The sequence below is a fragment of the Streptomyces sp. NPDC036815 genome (assembly GCF_055609205.1).
On record NZ_JBVJPW010000008.1, the window covers coordinates 74,992 to 95,549 of the forward strand.

At 69.5% G+C, this 20,558-nt stretch carries 15 protein-coding genes; 11 read left to right on the top strand and 4 right to left on the bottom strand.

The window, feature by feature from the left end:
* The first annotated feature begins 72 nt into the window (after positions 1-72).
* From ACZ69I_RS18375 to ACZ69I_RS18390, 4 genes are read left to right on the top strand one after another with little or no spacing between them, the layout of a single operon-like run.
* On the top strand, positions 73-2,124 hold the full coding sequence (locus ACZ69I_RS18375; protein ID WP_470833245.1) for an IucA/IucC family protein: 2,052 nt from the start codon (positions 73-75) through the stop codon (positions 2,122-2,124).
* A 36-nt stretch (positions 2,125-2,160) separates the two neighbouring features.
* Entirely contained in the window at positions 2,161-2,877 is a 717-nt protein-coding gene (locus ACZ69I_RS18380) for a GNAT family N-acetyltransferase (protein WP_467676874.1), read from the top strand.
* Positions 2,878-2,936: 59 nt separating this feature from the next.
* Complete coding sequence (locus ACZ69I_RS18385; RefSeq protein ID WP_470833247.1) at positions 2,937-4,805, top strand: IucA/IucC family protein; 1,869 nt, start codon at positions 2,937-2,939, stop codon at positions 4,803-4,805.
* 40 nt (positions 4,806-4,845) lie between these two features.
* On the top strand, positions 4,846-6,852 hold the full coding sequence (locus ACZ69I_RS18390) for an ATP-dependent DNA helicase (protein WP_470833249.1): 2,007 nt from the start codon (positions 4,846-4,848) through the stop codon (positions 6,850-6,852).
* Positions 6,853-7,005: 153 nt separating this feature from the next.
* Here the strand turns inward: ACZ69I_RS18390 and lexA are convergent, their stop codons facing one another.
* A complete protein-coding gene (lexA, locus tag ACZ69I_RS18395) occupies positions 7,006-7,791 on the bottom strand; it encodes a transcriptional repressor LexA (protein ID WP_361730695.1) in 786 nt (261 codons plus the stop codon).
* A gap of 496 nt (positions 7,792-8,287) precedes the next feature.
* On the opposite strand from lexA, the gene nrdR reads away from it, so the two are divergent.
* Positions 8,288-8,833 (top strand): transcriptional regulator NrdR, encoded by a 546-nt coding sequence (nrdR, locus tag ACZ69I_RS18400; protein ID WP_470833251.1) that lies wholly within the window; start codon positions 8,288-8,290, stop codon positions 8,831-8,833.
* A gap of 138 nt (positions 8,834-8,971) precedes the next feature.
* Positions 8,972-11,869: a vitamin B12-dependent ribonucleotide reductase gene (locus tag ACZ69I_RS18405; protein ID WP_467676866.1), complete on the top strand. Its 2,898-nt coding sequence runs from the start codon at positions 8,972-8,974 to the stop codon at positions 11,867-11,869.
* Between the two features lie 156 nt (positions 11,870-12,025).
* Here ACZ69I_RS18405 and ACZ69I_RS18410 read toward each other — a convergent pair whose 3' ends face one another.
* Positions 12,026-12,553, bottom strand: a complete 528-nt coding sequence (locus ACZ69I_RS18410) for a TerD family protein (protein WP_470833253.1) — start codon at positions 12,551-12,553, stop codon at positions 12,026-12,028.
* A gap of 171 nt (positions 12,554-12,724) precedes the next feature.
* On the opposite strand from ACZ69I_RS18410, the gene ACZ69I_RS18415 reads away from it, so the two are divergent.
* Entirely contained in the window at positions 12,725-13,546 is an 822-nt protein-coding gene (locus tag ACZ69I_RS18415) for an arylamine N-acetyltransferase family protein (protein ID WP_470833254.1), read from the top strand.
* Between the two features lie 33 nt (positions 13,547-13,579).
* Positions 13,580-14,185: a YdbC family protein gene (locus ACZ69I_RS18420; protein WP_467676860.1), complete on the top strand. Its 606-nt coding sequence runs from the start codon at positions 13,580-13,582 to the stop codon at positions 14,183-14,185.
* A gap of 180 nt (positions 14,186-14,365) precedes the next feature.
* On the opposite strand, the gene ACZ69I_RS18425 is transcribed toward ACZ69I_RS18420, so the two are convergent.
* Positions 14,366-14,899, bottom strand: coding sequence for a TetR/AcrR family transcriptional regulator (locus tag ACZ69I_RS18425; protein ID WP_470833255.1), 534 nt, complete (start codon positions 14,897-14,899; stop codon positions 14,366-14,368).
* A gap of 522 nt (positions 14,900-15,421) precedes the next feature.
* Between ACZ69I_RS18425 and ACZ69I_RS18430 the strand changes: the two genes are divergently transcribed.
* From ACZ69I_RS18430 to ACZ69I_RS18440, 3 genes are read left to right on the top strand one after another with little or no spacing between them, the layout of a single operon-like run.
* The gene (locus tag ACZ69I_RS18430; protein ID WP_470833257.1) at positions 15,422-17,032 is read left to right on the top strand and encodes an ABC-F family ATP-binding cassette domain-containing protein; all 1,611 of its coding nucleotides are present in this window, start codon (positions 15,422-15,424) and stop codon (positions 17,030-17,032) included.
* 34 nt (positions 17,033-17,066) lie between these two features.
* Positions 17,067-17,726, top strand: a complete 660-nt coding sequence (locus tag ACZ69I_RS18435; protein ID WP_467676855.1) for a histidine phosphatase family protein — start codon at positions 17,067-17,069, stop codon at positions 17,724-17,726.
* Positions 17,727-17,738: 12 nt separating this feature from the next.
* Entirely contained in the window at positions 17,739-18,647 is a 909-nt protein-coding gene (locus ACZ69I_RS18440; protein WP_470833258.1) for an ADP-ribosylglycohydrolase family protein, read from the top strand.
* A 328-nt stretch (positions 18,648-18,975) separates the two neighbouring features.
* Here ACZ69I_RS18440 and ACZ69I_RS18445 read toward each other — a convergent pair whose 3' ends face one another.
* Positions 18,976-20,535 carry an MFS transporter gene (locus tag ACZ69I_RS18445; protein ID WP_470833260.1) on the bottom strand — a complete coding sequence of 520 codons (1,560 nt, stop codon included), beginning with the start codon at positions 20,533-20,535 and terminating at the stop codon, positions 18,976-18,978.
* Positions 20,536-20,558: the final 23 nt, after the last annotated feature.

Genomic DNA, 20,558 nt, shown 5'->3' on the forward strand with positions numbered 1-20,558 from the left:
GGACATGAACCCCGGGTGTGCGCCGTACCTGTCGACACACGGAGCCCCGAACAACCTCACAAGGAAGTCCTCTTGAACGCCACCCCCGCATCCGAAGGCCGCCCCCACCCCCACGCCCCGGACGCGTGCGGCGCGCACACCTCACTGGTGGCGGAGTCCGGTACGGTCCCCCGGCAGAAGGGTGGCGGCCAGGAGGCCGAGCGCCTGCGCGGCACCTCCACCGACCTGCTGGAACACCCCGACCCGCACACCGCCGCGCAGGCCGCCGCCGTCGAGAACCTCCTGCGCTGCTGGGTCAGGGAGAACAACCTCCCCGCCCCGGAACGCGGAGTCCTGCGCGTCCCCCTCCAGGCCAGTGGAACGGCCCTGCTCGTCCCCGTCCACTACTGGTCGGCCACCGGCTGGCACCGCTTCAGCCTCCCCTACCTGGAGGACGGCCCGGCGAGCGCCCCGCCCGTGGACGCCGTCACCGTCGCCGCCCTGCTCAGCCGGGAGACCGCCCGCGGCGCCACGGGTCCGTCGCCCTCGGATCCGGCCGGTCCGGCCGGTCCAACCGACCCTGCTGATCAGCGGGGACCGATGGGTGGAGAGACAGACGCCTCGGTCAGCCCCGGTGACCCAACAGCCTCAACCGGCTCCAGTGATGTGGCTGAAGAAGCTGACCCCGTGGACGGCGCGGACCTGGTCGGCCGGGTCGCCGACTCGGTCCGGCGCACGGCCGAATTCATCGCCGACCGCCGCGACCGGCCCGACGACGAGCCGGACCTCTTCCTGGCCGCCGAACAGTCCCTGCTCCTCGGTCACCCCCTGCACCCGACCCCCAAGAGCCGCGAGGGTCTGTCCGACAGCGAATCCCGCCTCTACTCACCGGAGATGCGCGGCGCCTTCGCGCTGCACTGGCTGGCCGTCGATCGCTCCGTGCTCGCCTCCGACTCGGCCTGGACCGAACGCGGACGCACGGTCCCCGCCGACCAGCTCACCGCCCGCCTCGCGGGCCCGGACCTGCCACTGCCCGACGGCCGCGCGGCCCTGCCCGTGCACCCATGGCAGATCCGCGAACTCCGGCACCGCCCCGCCGCCGCCGCCCTGCTCGACGCCGGGCTCCTCCAGGACCTCGGACCCCACGGCGCTCCCTGGCACCCCACCTCCTCCGTACGCACCCTCTACCGCTCCGACGCGGCCGCCATGCTGAAGCTCTCGCTCGGCCTGCGCATCACCAACTCCCGTCGTGAGAACCTCCGCAAAGAACTCCACCGCGGCGTCGAGGTCCACCGGCTGCTGCGCAGTGGCCTCGCCGAGGAGTGGCAGTCGGTCCACCCCTGCTTCGACGTGGTCCGCGACCCCGCCTGGCTCGCCGTCACCGGCTTCGACGGCGCGCCCGTCCCCGGGCTCGACGTCATGATCCGGCACAACCCCTTCGGTCCCGGCGACGACGCCACGTGCATCGCCGGACTCGTATCGCCCCGGCCGTCAGCACTGCCCGCGTGCCGGGAGCGCCACGTGATGCGCTCCCGGCTCGGCGAGATCGTCACCCGGCTCGCCGGTCGAACAGGGCGCCCGCGAGGCGCTGTCGCGACCGAGTGGTTCCTGCGCTACCTCGAAACCGTGGTACGACCCGTGCTCTGGCTCGACAGCGAGGCAGGTGTCGCCCTCGAAGCGCACCAGCAGAACACGCTCCTCGTGCTCGACCCGGAAGGCTGGCCCGTCGGCGGCCGCTACCGCGACAACCAGGGCTACTACTTCCGTGCATCCCGCCGCGCCGAACTCGACCGACGCCTCCCCGGCATCGGCCGCGACAGCGACACATTCGTCTCCGACGAGGTGACGGACGAGCGCTTCGCCTACTACCTCGGCATCAACAACGTCCTCGGCCTCATCGGAGCCATCGGCGCCGAACGGCTCGCGGACGAACGGCTGCTGCTGGCCGCCTTCCGCCGCTTCCTCGGCGATGTCGCGACGGGGCGGGAGCGGCTGCGCACCCCCCTTCCCGCGCTGCTGCTCGACTCTCCCGAGCTGCGGTGCAAGGCCAACCTGCTGACACGGCTGCACGGTCTCGACGAGCTCGTCGGCCCGGTCGACACCCAGTCCGTCTACGTCACCATCTCCAACCCCCTTCATTCCTGAGGAACATGACCCATCCCTTCTGACAGGAGCGACGCCGTGACTCCCACCGATGCGAGCACCGACGCCGGGACCGACCCCGCCGCCGGCGGCGGCGACTGTGCGGACACCCTCGACCTGCGCCTGCCCGACGAGCTCGTCGCCCTGCTGGCCGACGGTGACCGGGGAGCAGCCGAGGCGGCCGACGATCTCTTGGACGGCGTCGGAGGATGGGGGCCCACCACCACCGACGCCGGTGTCTTCCAACTCGTACCCGTGCGGCTGGAACGCGACCTCTCGCTCATCAGCCGCTGGATGAACGACCCGGCCGTGGCGGCCTTCTGGGAACTGGCCGGACCCGAAGACGTCACGGAGACCCATCTGCGCCACCAGCTCGACGGAGACGGGCGCAGCGTCCCCTGCCTGGGCGTGCTGGAAGGCACGCCGATGAGCTATTGGGAGCTCTACCGCGCGGACCTCGACCCCCTGGCCCGCCACTACCCCTCTCGCCCGCACGACACCGGACTCCACCTCCTGATCGGCGGCGTCGCCAACCGTGGCCGTGGCCTCGGCACTTCGCTGCTGAGAGCCGTCGCGGACCTGGTGCTCGACCACCGGCCCGCCTGCGCACGCGTCGTAGCAGAACCCGACCTGCGCAACACCCCCTCCGTATCCGCATTCCTGAGCGCCGGCTTCCGCTTCTCCGCCGAAGTGGATCTGCCCGGCAAGCGAGCGGCTCTCATGGTCCGTGACCGGGCCCTGCGCGCCGTGCTCTGACCTCGTCACTCTTAGTAACTCCGCTCGACCCGATCCGGTTCCCTCACTGAGGAGTCCCCGTGCCGAATCCGTCCGCAGGCCAGATCCCCCTCCCTGCCGCAGAGCTCCACGACCCGCCCGAGCTGACCCGGCGCAGATGGCGGGAGGCCGGCTGCCGCCTGCTGGCCAAGATGATCGGAGAGTTCGCGTACGAGGAGGTCATCGAGCCGGAACCGGCAGCAGACGAGGCGCCGGACACCTACCGGCTCCGCCTCGAACAGGCTGAGCCGGACGGAGCCGCCACGCCCTCCGGGCAACAGGACGCCTGCCTCACCTTCCGGGCCCGCCGAGGCTCGTACGGCAGCTGGTACGTGGTCCCGGCCGGGCTGGCCCTCACTGAGGGCGATGGTCCGCCCGCCCCCTTCAGCGACCCCGTCCGTTTTCTCGTCCTGGCCCGGAAGACCCTGGGCCTGGACGGCGCCACGCTCGGCCACCTCATCCGCGAGCTCACCGTCACGCTGAGTGCCGACACCCGGATCGACCACACGGCGCTGAGCGCCGCCCGACTCGCCGACCTCGGCTACGCGGAGCTCGAAGGGCACCAGACCGGCCACCCCTGGATCGTTCTGAACAAAGGACGCATCGGCTTTTCAGCGGGTGACATAGACCGATGGGCACCCGAAGCCCGCCGTTCCACTTCGCTCCCGTGGATCGCCGTCCACACCAGCCTCGCCGTGTACCGAGGCGTCGCGGGCCTCGGCACGGCCCAGCAGCTCTACGCCCGCGAGCTCGCCGCCGAGACCCGGGAATCATTCGCGGACTTACTCCGGGCACGCGGCCTTGACCCGCGTGAGTACCTCTACCTCCCCGTGCACCCCTGGCAGTGGGACGAGATCGTGCTGCCGCTCTTCGCGCCGTCCGTCGCCGCGGATGCCATCGTTCCGCTCCGCAGCGACGGCGACCTGCGCCTGCCTCAGCAGTCCATCCGTACGTTCCTCAACGTCTCCCGTCCCGACCGGCATACCGTCAAGCTCCCCCTGTCGGTCCTCAACACCCTTGTGTGGCGCGGCCTCCCGACGGGCCGCACCGTCGCGGCCCCCGCGGTCACGGCATGGATGCACGCTTTGCGCGACGCCGACCCCTTCCTGCGTGACGAGTGCGGAGTGATCCTGCTCGGGGAAGTGGCGTCGGTGGCTGTCGAGCATCCGGTGTACGACGGGCTCCCCGAAGTCCCGTATCAGTACAGGGAACTGCTCGGTGCGATCTGGCGCGAGCCGCTCGGCCGGTACCTCGCGCCCGGCGAACGCGCCCGCACCCTCGCCTCGCTCACCCACACCGACCCCGACGGCCGCGCCTTCGTCGCGGAACTCGTGGAACGCTCCGGCCTGACCCCCGAGGTATGGCTGCGCAGGCTCTTCGCCGCCCTGATGCCGCCCCTGCTGCACTTCCTGTACCGCTACGGCACGGTGTTCTCCCCTCACGGGGAGAACACGATCGTGGTCTTCGACGACAAGGACGTGCCCGTCCGGCTCGCGGTGAAGGACTTCGTGGACGACGTCAACGTGAGCTCCGTGCCGCTGCCTGAGCAGGACACCATGCCCGGGGCCGTACGCGAGGTGCTCCTCACCGAGCCCCCCGGCTTCCTCACGCAGTTCATCCACTCGGGTCTCTTCGTGGGCGTCTTCCGCTATCTCGCGCCGTTGTGCGAGGAACAACTGGACGTCGCCGAGGCCGACTTCTGGGCGGCGGTGCGTGCCGAGATCCTCCGCTACCAGGCACACACCCCGGAGCTGAAGGAGCGGTACGAGATGTTCGACCTGCTCACGCCCCGTATCGAGCGCCTGTGCCTCAACCGGAACCGCCTCCATCTGGACGGCTACCGCGACCGCGCCCAGCGCCCGCACGCAGCTGTCCACGGGACGGTTCCCAACCCCCTCCATCAGCCGTGATCGCGGGATTGTCAGTGGGGCACCGTAGGGTGGTCGCGCTATGACGAAGCCCTCCCTCCCCGAGCTCCTGCACGCCGCCGTCACCGCTGTCGGCGGCACGGAACGCCCTGGCCAGGTGTCCATGGCCGAGACCGTCGCCGAGGTGATCGACGACGGCTCCCACCTGCTGGTCCAGGCCGGCACCGGCACGGGCAAATCCCTCGGCTATCTGGTGCCGGCCCTGGCACACGGAGAGCGCGTGGTGATCGCGACGGCCACCCTCGCCCTGCAGCGCCAGCTCGTGGAGCGGGACCTGCCGCGCACGGTGGACGCGCTGCATCCGCTGCTGCGCCGCCGACCCCAGTTCGCGATGCTCAAGGGCCGCTCGAACTACCTGTGCCTGCACCGCCTCCACGAGGGCATGCCGCAGGACGAGGAGGAGGGGCTCTTCGACCAGTTCGAGGCTGCCGCTCCCACCAGCAAGCTGGGCCAGGACCTGCTGCGGATGCGGGACTGGGCGGACGAGACCGAGACCGGCGACCGCGACGACCTCACCCCGGGCGTGTCGGACCGTGCCTGGTCCCAGGTATCCGTCTCCTCCAGGGAGTGCCTGGGCGCTACGAAGTGCGCCTATGGGGCGGAGTGCTTCGCCGAGGCGGCCCGCGAGCGCGCCAAGCTCTCCGACGTCGTCGTCACGAACCACGCGCTGCTCGCCATCGACGCCATCGAGGGCGCGCCCGTCCTGCCCCAGCACGAGGTGCTGATCGTGGACGAGGCGCACGAGCTGGTGTCCCGCGTCACCGGCGTGGCCACGGGAGAGCTCACCCCGGGGCAGGTGAGCCGCGCCGTGCGCCGGGTGGCCAAGCTCGTCAACGAAAAGGCGGCGGACCAGCTCCAGACCGCCTCGGAAGGCTTCGAGCGGCTGATGGAGCTGGCCCTGCCGGGCCGTCTGGAAGAGATCCCCGAGGACCTCGGGTACGCGCTGATGGCCCTGCGCGACGCCGCCCGTACGGTCATCTCGGCGCTCGGCTCGACCCGGGACAAGTCGGTCCAGGACGAGGACGCGGTCCGTAAGCAGGCGCTCGCCTCCGTGGAGTCGATCCACGACGTGGCGGAGCGCATCACCAACGGTTCCGAGTGGGACGTCGTCTGGTACGAGCGGCACGAACGCTTCGGTGCCTCCCTGCGGGTGGCCCCCATGTCCGTGTCGGGACTCCTCAGGGAGAAGCTCTTCTCCGACCGCTCGGTGGTCCTCACCTCCGCGACGCTCAAGCTCGGCGGTGACTTCAACGGAGTGGGTGCCTCGCTCGGCCTGGCTCCGGAGGGCACGGAGTCGGAGGACGCCCCGGTCTGGAAGGGCCTCGATGTCGGCTCGCCGTTCGACTACGGCAAGCAGGGCATCCTGTACGTCGCCAAGCACCTGGCCCGTCCGGGACGCGAGGGCACCCGCAGCGACATGCTCGATGAACTGGCCGAGCTGATCGAGGCAGCCGGCGGGCGCACGCTCGGCCTGTTCTCCTCCATGCGCGCCGCTCAGGGCGCGGCGGAGGAGCTGCGGGAGCGCCTGGACGTGCCGATCCTGCTGCAGGGCGAGGAGACCCTGGGCGAGCTGATCAAGGGCTTCGCCGCGGACTCGCGGACGTGTCTCTTCGGGACGCTCTCGCTCTGGCAGGGCGTCGATGTGCCGGGCCCCAGCTGCCAGCTGGTGATCATGGACAAGATCCCGTTCCCGCGTCCCGACGATCCGCTGATGAGCGCCCGCCAGAAAGCGGTGGACGAGGCCGGTGGCAACGGTTTCATGGCCGTCGCGGCGACTCACGCGGCCCTGCTGATGGCGCAGGGTGCGGGGCGTCTCGTACGGGCGTCCGGTGACCGCGGTGTGGTGGCCGTCCTGGACCCCCGGCTGGCCACGGCGCGCTACGGCAGTTATCTGCGGGCTTCGCTGCCCGACTTTTGGTACACGACGGACCGCAATCAGGCCCGCCGCTCGCTGGCCGCGATCGATGCCGCGGCGAAGACCGCCGAGGGCAAGGCTGCCGACGAGAGCAAGGCTGCCGACGAGGGCTGAGACCTCTCATGGGCCTTGGCGAAGGGTGGCCGCTGCTCGGGTCCGGCCTGGTGCTTGGCTCCGGCCCGGGTTCCGCGCAAGCGCAGGGGGCCGGACACAGCAGGGCCCCGGAACCGGCGCAGTTGGTCCCGGGGCCCGGTCAGGGGCTGAGCTTCACACGCGTCGCAGCACTGCCACGACCTTGCCGAGGATCGTCGCCTCGTCGCCGGGGATCGGCTGGTACGCGGAGTTGTGCGGGAGCAGCCAGACGTGGCCGTCCTCGCGCTTGAAGCGCTTGACGGTCGCTTCACCGTCCAGCATGGCGGCCACGATGTCGCCGTTCTCAGCGACGGGCTGACGGCGGACCGTCACCCAGTCGCCGTCACAGATCGCGGCCTCGATCATCGAATCGCCGACGACCTTCAGGACGAAGAGCTCGCCGTCGCCCACGAGCTGCCGGGGGAGAGGGAAGACGTCCTCCACCGACTCCTCCGCGAGGATCGGGCCACCGGCCGCGATGCGGCCCACGAGCGGGACGTACGAGGCGGCGGGCTTGCCGGTGGTGTCGGTCGGCTGGCTGCTCGGCTGGTCCGAGCCCCGTACCTCGTAGGCGCGCGGGCGGTGCGGGTCGCGGCGGAGGAAGCCCTTGCGCTCCAGCGCCATCAGCTGGTGGGCGACGGAGGAGGTGCTGGACAGGCCGACGGCCTGACCGATCTCCCGCATCGACGGCGGGTAGCCGCGCCGCTGCACGGAGTCCCTGATGACCTCGATCACTCGGCGTTGCCGGTCGGTGAGTCCCGAACTGTCGGCGCGGATGCCTGGAGGTCGGCCCGGCAGGGAGCGGGTGGGCGTGGGCCCCTCCTGGTTCGTGGCTGCGTCATTCATGGCATGCACCGGCTCGAGTCGGCTCTGGGAACGGTCGTGGGCAGTGATGCTGGCGCTGTCTGCGGTGGTGGTCACGTCGGTCGGCCCCTCTCGAGATGTTCTCTCCCTAGCTAGCCAACGGTAGTTGCTTTCGAAAGGTTGCGCCAAACACACGTTCGAGTGAAAAACCGGCGATTACCTACCGTGATCATGTGTTTGGGTGTATGGCTGACGCAGGAGCCGAACGACAATTCGGTGCAATCCGGTACGCTTCACCGCTGGGACCGAGAGCTCCTCGGTGAGCCCCCATATTGCCACCCGGCGCCCCTTCGGCCCGGCACCGGCCCCCCGTCCCGAGCGGCGCGACCGACGGCTGTGTTTTCGCTGCTCGCGCCTGGGGCGACGCGACACGCGCAGCGCCGAAAATGCGGCCAGACCCCAGATCTAGTGGTTGGATTGCGACAGCAGCCCAGAAGTTGTGGTCCCTGGTCTTTCAGGGGCTCAGGGATCGCCTATGCTTGGGGCTGCTTCGAGGGCCCCCAGGGTCCGTTGAAGCTTATGAGTCGTGCCGTGAAGGAGGGTTGGGAGTTCCATGCACTGCCCCTTCTGCAGGCACCCCGACAGCCGTGTCGTCGACAGCCGCACCACCGACGACGGTACGTCGATCCGCAGGCGCCGTCAGTGCCCCGACTGCTCCCGTCGCTTCACGACGGTGGAGACGTGTTCACTGATGGTGGTCAAGCGCAGCGGCGTGACCGAGCCCTTCAGCCGCACCAAGGTCATCAATGGTGTCCGTAAGGCGTGCCAAGGGCGGCCGGTGACCGAGGACGCGCTCGCTCTGCTCGGCCAGCGGGTCGAGGAAGCGGTCCGCGCCACCGGGAGTGCCGAGCTGACGACTCACGACGTGGGCCTTGCCATACTGGGTCCGCTGCAGGAGCTCGACCTCGTCGCCTACCTGCGCTTCGCGTCCGTGTACCGGGCCTTCGACTCGCTCGAGGACTTCGAGACGGCCATCGAGGAGCTGAGGGAACAGCGGCTGGACGCGGAGCCCCGCGACGCGGGCGGAGAGCGCGTCGTGCATGACTGCGGGCCCGGAGGGACTGTCGAAGTCCCGGTGCCCGCCACTGCCGCCGACTGACCGGCTGACCGACCGGCCGGCGGCGAACCAGACCTGTTGAGGGCGTCCTCCGTGATGCCCGCAACATCAGACACACATCCGTGCCACAGGGAAGAACGTGGCACTTCAGGGCGTTTTAGCCTGATACAGGGAGGCGGCATGACCGAGACGACGAGCGGCCCGGCACGAGGTTCCCGCGCCAAGGGGTCCAAGGCCAACAAGGGTCTGCGTATCGAGCGCATCCATACGACGCCCGGCGTGCATCCGTACGACGAGGTGGTCTGGGAGCGCCGAGACGTCGTCATGACCAACTGGCGCGACGGCTCGGTCAACTTCGAGCAGCGTGGCGTCGAGTTCCCCGACTTCTGGTCGGTGAACGCGGTCAACATCGTCACCAGCAAGTACTTCCGCGGGGCCGTCGGTACCCCGCAGCGCGAGACCGGCCTCAAGCAGCTGATCGACCGCATCGTGAAGACCTACCGCAAGGCCGGTGAGGACTACAGCTACTTCGCCTCGCCCGCTGACGCCGAGATCTTCGAGCACGAGCTGGCCTACGCCCTCCTGCACCAGATCTTCAGCTTCAACTCTCCGGTCTGGTTCAACGTCGGAACGCCCCAGCCGCAGCAGGTGTCCGCCTGCTTCATCCTGGCCGTCGACGACTCCATGGAGTCGATCCTCGACTGGTACAAGGAAGAGGGCATGATCTTCAAGGGCGGCTCCGGCGCCGGCCTGAACCTCTCCCGCATCCGTTCCTCCAAGGAACTGCTGTCCTCCGGAGGCAACGCCTCGGGTCCCGTCTCCTTCATGCGTGGTGCCGACGCCTCCGCAGGAACGATCAAGTCGGGTGGCGCCACGCGCCGCGCGGCCAAGATGGTCATCCTCGACGTCGACCACCCCGACATCGAAGGCTTCATCGAGACCAAGGTGAAGGAAGAGGAGAAGATCCGCGCCCTGCGCGACGCGGGCTTCGACATGGACCTGGGCGGCGACGACATCACGTCCGTCCAGTACCAGAACGCCAACAACTCGGTCCGTGTGAACGACACGTTCATGAAGGCGGTCGAGGAGGGCGGCAAGTTCGGCCTGACGTCCCGCATGACGGGCGAGGTCATCGAGGAGGTCGACGCCAAGTCGCTCTTCCGCAAGATGGCCGAGGCCGCCTGGGCCTGCGCCGACCCCGGCATCCAGTACGACGACACCATCAACGCCTGGCACACCTGCCCGGAGTCCGGCCGCATCAACGGCTCGAACCCGTGCAGTGAGTACATGCACCTGGACAACACGTCCTGCAACCTCGCCTCGCTGAACCTGATGAAGTTCCTGAAGGACGACGGCAAGGGCAACCAGTCCTTCGACGCCGAGCGCTTCTCGAAGGTCGTCGAGCTGGTCATCACCGCGATGGACATCTCCATCTGCTTCGCGGACTTCCCGACGCAGAAGATCGGCGAGAACACCCGCGCCTTCCGTCAGCTGGGCATCGGCTACGCCAACCTCGGCGCCCTCCTGATGGCCACCGGCCACGCGTACGACTCCGACGGCGGCCGCTCCCTGGCCGGCGCCATCACCTCCCTGATGACGGGTACGTCGTACAAGCGTTCCGCCGAGCTCGCCGCGGTCGTCGGCCCCTACGACGGCTACGCCAAGAACGCCACGCCGCACAAGCGCGTCATGAAGCAGCACGCCGACGCCAACGCCACGGCGCCCCGCGTGGACGACCTGGACTCGCCGATCTGGGCCGCCGCCACGGAGGCGTGGCAGGACGTGCTCCGCCTCGGCGAGAAGAACGGTTTCCGTAACTCCCAGGCGTCCGTCATCGCCCCGACCGGCACCATCGGTCTCGCGATGTCCTGCGACACCACGGGCCTGGAGCCCGACCTCGCCCTGGTCAAGTTCAAGAAGCTCGTCGGCGGCGGCTCGATGCAGATCGTCAACGGCACCGTGCCGCAGGCCCTGCGTCGCCTGGGTTACCAGGAGGAGCAGATCGAGGCGATCGTCGCCCACATCGCCGACCACGGCAATGTGATCGACGCCCCCGGCCTGAAGCCGGAGCACTACGAGGTCTTCGACTGCGCGATGGGCGAGCGTTCCATCTCCGCGATGGGCCACGTCCGGATGATGGCGGCCATCCAGCCGTGGATCTCCGGAGCGCTCTCCAAGACGGTGAACCTCCCCGAGACGGCCACCGTCGAGGATGTCGAAGAGGTCTACTACGAGGCGTGGAAGATGGGCGTCAAGGCGCTCGCCATCTACCGCGACAACTGCAAGGTCGGCCAGCCCCTCTCCGCCAAGAAGAAGGAGGAGGAGAAGGCCGAGATCACCGAGAAGACCGAGGACACGATCCGTGCCGCGGTCGAGAAGGTGGTCGAGTACCGCCCGGTCCGCAAGCGTCTGCCGAAGGGCCGTCCCGGCATCACCACCTCCTTCACGGTGGGTGGCGCCGAGGGCTACATGACCGCCAACTCCTACCCGGACGACGGTCTCGGCGAGGTCTTCCTGAAGATGTCCAAGCAGGGCTCGACCCTCGCGGGCATGATGGATGCCTTCTCCATCGCCGTCTCGGTCGGTCTGCAGTACGGCGTGCCGCTGGAGACGTACGTTTCCAAGTTCACGAACATGCGCTTCGAGCCGGCCGGCATGACGGACGACCCGGACGTGCGGATGGCGCAGTCGATCGTCGACTACATCTTCCGCCGCCTGGCGCTGGACTTCCTGCCCTTCGAGACGCGCTCCGCGCTCGGCATCCACTCCGCCGAGGAGCGTCAGCGTCACCTGGAGACCGGTTCGTACGAGCCGTCGGAGGACGAGGTCGACGTCGAGGGTCTGGCCCAGTCCGCCCCCCGGCAGACCGAGTCCCTGAAGGCGGTCGCCACGCCGAAGGCGGAGGCCGAGGTCGTCAAGGACGTCCCGCAGCAGGCGCACACCAGCGCCGAGCTCGTGGAGATGCAGCTCGGCATCCAGGCCGACGCACCGCTGTGCTTCTCCTGCGGCACGAAGATGCAGCGCGCCGGGTCCTGCTACATCTGCGAGGGCTGCGGCTCGACCAGCGGTTGCAGCTGACACCGGGCGGCAGCGCCTCGGACGCACCGTCCGAGGTAGCTCGCACGGACAGCTGACACCAACAGGTCACAGCTGACCAACAGGTCACAGCTGACCAACAGGTCACGAAGGGGATCGGTCTCAGGCCGGTCCCCTTCGCCGCGTTCACCGACTGGTTCAGTCCGCGCTGCCCATGAGGGTGGCGAACGTCGTGGGATCGGCGTCGAAGCCCCGGATGGCCTCGCGGAACGACCACGCCCCGGACTCGTCCCGGGTGAACTCGGCGACGGTCGAGGCCATGTACCCGGAGACGCCGGCCAGGTCGTTCTGCGCCAGGTCCGTGTGGCCCTCGCGGATCCGGACCGCGGTGTTCGCGATGTCGCCCAGCACCTTGGGCTCGGCCTGCTGCTGTACGGCCACTCCCACCACCACCCGTACCAGCGTGGGCGCGAGCCGGTCCAGCTCCAGGGTCATGACCTCGTCGAACCCGAAGCCCTGGCCCGTCCTGCTGTCCCGGTTGAGGTTGATCGTGCCGTCGGGGGAGCGGCTGTCGAAGTGCACGAGGTACACGGGGCTGCCGTACGGAGCGTCCGCCGCATACGTCGCGGCGATGATGTCGAGGTCGTTGGGCGGCTCCCCGGCCGGGCTCGGATCCCACTTGAGCCCCACTTCGACCTTCTCGATTCCCTTGCTCACACTGCCCACTGGACTTCCCCCTCCTCGTGGCCTGGCCGCTGCTGACGCACCAGGCATGGTCCGACACCCACGCTACGGCGTACCCCTGACAACGCCGTGGCACCCCTGCTCAGAGACGGGACAACAGGGCGGAGGGCGTCGCTGGTTGGCGCGTAGCACGGCCGAGGGGATCATGGGCTCATGACATGGAACGGGGAAGAACTCGATCTCGAGGCCTACTTGGCGCGACTCGGGCACACGGGCGGGACGAAGCCGGATCTGGACACGCTGCGTACGCTCCACAGGGAGCACGTGGCTGCGATCCCCTTCGAGAACCTCGAGATGATGCTCGGCCGTCCCGTCCCGCTGGACCTGCCCGCACTGCAGGAGAAGATGCTGCACAAGCGGAGGGGCGGGTACTGCTACGAACAGAACCTGCTCTTCGCCGCCGCCCTCGAACGCCTCGGCTTCGCCGTCACCGGGCTTGGGGCCCGCGTCAGGGCCGGGGCGTCCGTCACGCGCGCGGTGACGCACATGCTCCTCAAGGTCGAGGTGGACGGTGAGGCCTTCCACTGCGACACGGGCTTCGGCGCCGACGGGCTGCTCGAGCCCATCCCGCTGCGTGCCGGTGCGGAAATGCAACAAGGAGAGTGGCGTTACCGGATCCAGCAGGAGGACGGGGGTGTTCTGGTACTGCAGACGGAGGGCTGCGACGGCTGGTTCGACCTCTACGCGTACACCCTGGAGCGGCGCCTTCCCGTCGACTACGTAGTGATGAACCACTACACCTCGACCCACCCCAGGTCGTCGTTCATCCGGCGCCCGGTGGTGCAGAAGGCGGCTTCTGATGTGCGCCGCAGGTTGGTGGGTGATCAATTGACGGTGGCCCGCCCGGGCCGGGTGGCGGACGAACGAAGCGTTCTTGTGGGCGAATTGACGGACGTTCTCGACCGGGAGTTCGGTATTGAACTCGATGCCGATGACTCGGCCGAGCTGATCCGGGTGCACTACGCCGGAGCGTGACCCGGGCCGCGCTCCGCGCCGTACGATGGCGCGGTGCTGGTCAAGTGGACTCGCTGCACCGTGGTGGACCGTCGGGGGTTCGAACGGGGACAGCGAAAGTGGGCGGGGCTTTTGGGGGAGCCGGGGTTCCGGGGACAGGGCGGGGGGTGGAGCCGGGGCCGGCAGGGCGTCGCCCATGTCTTCGCCTTCTGGGAGAGCCGTGCCTTCTACGACTCCTTCATGGCCCGCTCGCACGACCGCCTCGCGGCGGCGCAGTCCGGCACCTTCAAGAACCTCCAGGCCAAGCTCTTCGACCACCGGTTCGACGTGAAGACGGGGTTCGAGCCACGCTTCACGGACGCGGACGTGCTGCGCGTCGCGCACTGCCGGGTCCGGGAGGCGCGGGTCGAGCACTTCGCGCTCATGCAGGAGAAGGTCTGGAACCCCGCGATGGCGGGCTCGCCGGGAATGGTGCGGGGACTCTTCGGTGAAGCGCCCGGCCATGAGTTCATGGTGCTGTCCATGTGGCAGTCGGCGGCCGAGCACGGCAAGTACCGCGCGGAGCGGGTGGAGCGCCTGTCCCTCCGGGCCCAGACGGAGGCCGATGTCTCGGCGCTCGCGGGAGACATCGTGCAGTTGGAGCCTTCGTGGACGGTGTGATCGGGTGTGACTCGGTGTGATCCGATGTGGTTCTTTTCGGTTCGGGCTGTTTGCGGTTTTGAGGCCTTGTGACCGCGATGGCGTGAGCTGCTGACTGTCCCGTTTGGCTTCTCGACGCGGGTGTATTGAGTCCCTGCTCACCTCGCTAGCTGGGTAGGGCGTGCGCCTCAGCGCCCCCCGTCATCGCCGGGTGAACGCACCTTCGCGGATGGCAGCGATGGCTGCTGCCGCGGACTGGTCGGCGAGCGCCACGTCGATCGGCTCGCGCGTGATGAACACGCGGAACAGCAGCGGAGCGGAGACGGCGCGGACGAGCGCGGGGGCGTCGGTGTCGGGGGACGCCTCGCCGCGCGCCACGGCACGGGTCACGACCGCCTCGCAACGGGCGAACCGCTCGGCGTAGAAGGTGTGCAGGGCATCGGCGGCCCGCTTCGACTGGAACGCGGCCGCGACGAAGGCGGTCGGTGCCGCGGACGCCGCGTCGTCGGAGAAGGATGCGACCACCTCGCGAGCGAGCTCACGCAGGTCGCCCTCCAGGCTGCCGGTGTCCGGCGGCGTCCATGTGTCCTCGCCCGCCATGGCCAGAGCGTCGGCGACCATCCCTTCGAGGCCGCCCCACCGGCGGTACAACGTCGTCTTGTGAACGCCCGAGTGGTCGGCCACGTACTCGACGGTGAGTCCGGGGTAGCCGTGGTCGGCGAGACCGCTCAGCACGGCGTCGCGGACGGCGGCGCGGGTGCGGGCAGTGCGGCCGCCGGGGCGGCGGGTGCCGGGGGCGGGGGGCGCCGGTTCGGTCGCGGCGGGCTGCGGGGGTGTGCGCTGCTCCGATCCAGCTCGGTGCCGCTGATGAAGTTCCGCGTCATCGCCTGGATCGGTCGGAGCGCTGGTGCTGTCGGGATGGGCGGGGCTAGTGGAGGCACCAGGGCTACTGGGGGTACCGGGGGCTCCGGGCTCAGCGTTGCCGGGTCCGCTGAGACCGCCTGTGTCGGGAGCGTCCGGTCCTCCCGCCTCGCCGGACCCGTGCTGCCCGGCGCCCGGTGTGGCACCGCTCCGACCAGCCGCAACGCCCTTGTTCGCCATCACTTTGGCCCTTCTCGATCCTTCTCGACACTTCGCGGCAATCCGCGCCCCAGCAATTTACCGCAACTCGTGTTGCATTAGCTCGGAGGGTGTGCCACACTCGTCGTAACGCGACAGCAGTTGCGTTTGATGGTGGGCGTGAAACCGCGGGTGACCGTGCCTACTCAGATTTCTCTGCATGGCGTGTCCAAGGCTCGTGGGGACCGGATGCTGCTCGACGGGGTGTCTCTGGCGATCCGTCCGGGCGAACGCGTAGGGGTCGTGGGGGAGAACGGTGCGGGCAAGTCCACGCTGCTGCACTTGATGTCCGGCGACGAGCCACCCGATGAGGGCGAGGTGGTGACCGTCGCCGAGCGGGGGGCCGGGCTCCTCGCACAGACGCCCCATCTGCCCGCGGACCGTCTCGTCGCGGACGCGATCGACGCCGCACTGGCCGAGCTGCGCGCGATGGAGAGGCAGTTGCGCCACCTCGAAACGGGCCTCGGTTCCGCGACCGAGCGGGAGCTGAGCGCTTACGGAGACCTGCTCACGGCGTTCGAACTGCGCGGCGGCTACGAGGCGGACGCGCGTGTGGACAAGGCGATGCACGGCCTGGGGTTCGGCCACATCGAACGGGACAGGGCCCTGGGCAGCCTGTCCGGTGGTGAACAGGCCCGGCTCGGTCTTGCCTGCCTCATCGCTGCGGCACCCGAGGTGATGCTCCTGGACGAGCCGACCAATCACCTCGACGAGAGCGCGCTGGACTGGCTGGAGAGCGTCCTGCCGGCGCATCGCGGCACCGTGGTCGCGGTCTCTCACGACCGGACGTTCCTGGAGCGGGTCACCACCGCCATTCTGGAAGTGGATGCCGACCGCCGGTCGGTGGTGCGGCACGGCGGGGGGTACCAAGGGCTTATCGCGGAACGAGCGGCCGCCCGGCAGCGCTGGGAGCAGGAGTACACGCAGTGGTGCGAGGAGACGAGCCGTCTCCAGGAGTTCATGGAGACCACCGCTCATTCCGTCGCCGGTGGCCGCGGGATGAAGGACAACAACAAAATGGCCTACGACCGCGCCGGCGGACGCGTCCAGGCCTCGGTCTCGGGGCGCGTGCGGAACGCGCAGGAGCGACTCCGCAGGCTGCGGGAACAACCTGTGCCGAAGCCTCCTGAACCACTGGGCTTCGCGGCGCGCCCCGTGGCGGGTGCGACCGGAGGGGCGCTGGTGACGCTGCGGGACGTGCGGGTGGGGGAGCGACTCGCCGTGGATGAGCTCACCGTCTCGGCCGGCGAACGACTCCTGATCCATGGAGGCAACGGCGCGGGGAAGTCCACTCTGCTGCGGACCATGGCGGGCGTGCTCGAACCCGACGCGGGCACCGTCGTCCGCAGAGGCCGGATCGGCTATCTCGCCCAGGAAATACCGGTACGGCGTCCCGCCGAGCGCGTCCTCGAAGTGTTCGGCAGGGGCCTGGGACTCGCTGAGGACGAGCAGCGGGAACTGCTCCTTTCGTACGGGCTGTTCCGGGCCCGTGACCTGCACGTGCCGGTGGGGTCCCTGTCCGCGGGGCAGCACCGGAGGCTGGCTCTCGCGAGGTTGCTCGCCAGGCCCGCCGACCTGCTCCTGCTCGACGAGCCCGCCAATCACTTGGCGCTCGGTCTGGTCGAGGAACTGGAAGCGGCCCTCGACCGGTGGACAGGTGCCCTGGTGGTCGTCTCGCACGACCGGTTGCTGCGCCGGCGTTTCACGGGCCGAATACGCCGGATGGAGGCCGGGCGGCTACCCGACTGAGCGGCCCGCCGGGGACCCGATCTAGGGTTTCGGTATGGCACGCCCGCGGCGCATCCTCCTGGTCCGGCACGGCGAGTCGGCCGGCAACGCCGACGACACCGTGTACGAGCGCGAACCCGATCACGCGCTCGCGCTCACCGAGACGGGGTGGTCTCAAGCGGCTGACAGGGGCAAACACCTGAGAGAACTGCTCGGCCGTGAACGGGTCAGCGTGTACGTCTCGCCGTACCGCCGCACCCACGAGACCCTCCAGGCCTTCCGGCTCGACCCCGAGCTGGTGCGCGTGCGCGAGGAACCGAGGCTGCGGGAGCAGGACTGGGGAAACTGGCAGGACAGGGACGACGTACGCCTGCAGAAGGCATACCGCGACGCGTACGGGCACTTCTTCTACCGCTTCGCGCAGGGCGAGTCGGGGGCCGACGTCTACGACCGGGTGGGGTCCTTCCTGGAAAGCCTCTACCGGAGCTTCGAGGCGCCGGACCATCCGCCGAACGTCCTGCTGGTGACCCACGGACTGACCATGCGGCTGTTCTGTATGCGCTGGTTCCACTGGTCGGTGGCCGAGTTCGAGTCGCTGTCCAATCCGGGCAACGGAGAGATGAGGATGCTGGTGCTCGGTGAGGACGGCAAGTACACGCTGGACCGGCCCTTCGAACGCTGGCGGGAACCCGAGCCGTACGGCGTCACCGGATAGAGTGGCAGGGCGATGACCGCTGACTCCTCTCCCGACCGGCGCCTCGAGCGCGCTCTGGCCAGCCTGCGCGGACTGGCGGTGGGGGATGCGCTGGGCTCCCAGTTCTTCGTGCCCGCGCACTACCCACTGCTCAAGCGCCGACAGCTGCCCGACGCCCCCTGGCAGTGGACCGACGACACGGAAATGGCCTGCTCCGTGCTGGCCGTCCTCACTGAGCACCGCAGGATCGACCAGGACGCACTCGCCCGGTCGTTCGCCGAGCACCATGACTTCGACCGTGGCTACGGGCCCGCTGTGAACCGGCTGCTCAGGCAGGTTCGGGAGGGCGACGACTGGCGGGAGCTGGCCTCCGCGCTCTTCAAGGGGCAGGGGTCATGGGGGAACGGCGCCGCCATGCGGATCGCTCCCCTCGGCGCCTGGTACGCGGACGACCCGGAGCAGGCGACGCACCAGGCGGAGATCTCGGCGTACCCCACGCATCAGCACCGTGAGGCAGTCGTGGGAGCCATGGCGGTTGCCGCGGCGGCAGCGCTCGTGGCCGACCCCGCGGGGCCGCCCACGCCACAGAAGCTGCTCGACGGCGTCATCGAGCTGGTACCGCGCAGCGCGGTGGGCGCGGGTCTGCGCCGGGCGCGGGACATGCTCGACTACGGCGACCCCGGGACGGTCGCCGCGGTTCTGGGGTGCGGTCGGCGTACGACGGCCCATGACACGGTGCCGTTCGCGTTGTGGTCCGCGGCTCGTGGGCTCGGGGCGTACGAGCGGGCCATATGGGACACCGCGCAGGTGGGCGGGGACATGGACACGACCTGCGCCATCGTGGGCGGCGTGGTGGCGTCCGGCGAGGGAGGCGCGCCTCCGGAGGAGTGGCTCGACCGTACGGAGGCGTTGCCCGGCTGGGTGCCGTGCGGCGTGGTCTGACGCGCGGGGCGTTTCGGAGGGGCTCGCGGAGGGCTGTGCGGCGCTGGGGGCCTTGCTGCTCCGGTCCCTCGGAGTCCTGATGTGCAGGGCGCGGCGGATCCTCGCTGCGTGGCTGCGTGGCTGCGTGGCTGCGTGGCTGCGTGGCTGCGCGCCCGCCCGCTCTCGCCCCAGTCCGTGGGGGCCACGGACTGGGGCGAGAACGCAGACCTCCCGCGTACTCCTCGTACCGACGACGGCACAGGACCTCGTACCGACGTCGGCACCAGGTCTCGTGCCGACGGCACCGGTCGCCCCGCGTGAAGCGGCGCGTGGGCGGGGCTTTGGGTGGTTAGCCGGCCGAGGGGCCCGCCGCGCTCGCTGTGCCGGCCAGTGCGTCCAGGTCGCTCTTGCGTACGCGGATCACCAGCGCGGCGGTGGCCAGGGCGAGGACGGCCATGGCGACGGCCGGTAGGAAGGCGGTCGAGATGCCCTCGGACAGCACCTCGTGGCCCCAGGGCGCGGGCAGCTCGTGAGTTTTCGCGAACTCGGCCTTCTGCTCCGGTGTGGCGTGGGCCATGAAGTCCGTCATCTGCTCCTTGCCCTCCTCGCGGCTGGCCGTGCCGAAGACCGTGGTGAGGATGGAGAGGCCGAGCGAACCGCCCACCTGCTGCGTGGTGTTGAGCAGGCCGGATGCCGCGCCCGCTTCGTGGAGGGCCACTCCGGAGACCGCCGTCAGCGTCAGCGTCACGAAGTTCAGACCCATGCCGAAGCCGAAGAGGAGCATCGGGCCGAGCACCCCACCGAGGTACGAACTGTCCGGGCCGAGCAGTGTCTGCCAGCCGAGACCGAGGGCGACGATGATCGAGCCCGTCACCATGAACGGCTTGGGGCCGAGCACGGGCAGGAACTTCTGCGACAGCCCCGCGCCGACCGCGATGACGACGGTGACCGGCAGGAAGGCCAGGCCGGCCTCGATCGGTGTGTAGCCCAGGATGTTCTGTACGAAGAGAACGATGAAGAAGAACATACCGAACATCGCGGCGGACAGGCTGAGCATGATCACGTACGTGCCCGAGCGGTTGCGGTCGGCGAACATCCGCAGCGGAGTGATCGGTTCCTTCGCCCGGTTCTCGACGAAGACGAAGGCCGCGAGCAGGACGACCGCCGCACCGAAGGACCCCAGCGTGATGCTGTCGCGCCAGCCCTCCTCGGCGGAGCGGATGAATCCGTAGACCAGGGAGGCCATGCCGAGGGTGGACGTCAGCGCGCCCATGATGTCGAAGCGGCCGGGGTGGCGTTCGGATTCGTTGATGTAGAGGGGGGTGAGGACGGCGATCAGGACGCCGATCGGCACGTTCACGAAGAGGACCCAGCGCCAGTCGAGCCACTCGGTGAGCATGCCGCCCGCCAGTAGTCCGATGGCGCCGCCACCTGCGGAGACGGCGGCGAAAACGCCGAAGGCACGGTTCCGTTCGGGGCCTTCGGGGAAGGTCGTCGTGATGAGTGCCAGCGAGGTCGGCGAGGCTATCGCGCCGCCGACGCCCTGCAGGGCCCGAGCGGCCAGCAACTGCCAGGGCTCCTGGGCGAATCCGCCGAGGAGCGAGGCGAGCGTGAAGAGGAGGATGCCGGCCATGAAGACGCGACGGCGTCCCAGGATGTCCCCGGCGCGGCCGCCGAGGAGCAGCAGTCCGCCGAAGGTGAGGGTGTACGCGCTGACGACCCAAGTGAGGTCGGTCGTCGAGAAGTTGAGCGCTCCCTGGATGTGCGGGAGTGCGATGTTCACAATCGTCGCGTCGAGGACCACCATGAGTTGGCAGGCTGCGATGACGGTGAGTGCCAGGCCGGGGTGTCCCTCTCGGCGGGCGGCCCCGGGCTTTTGGTTTTCGGTCAGTTGAGAGGTCGTCGTCATGATCCCCCGCAAGTTCCTTAGTG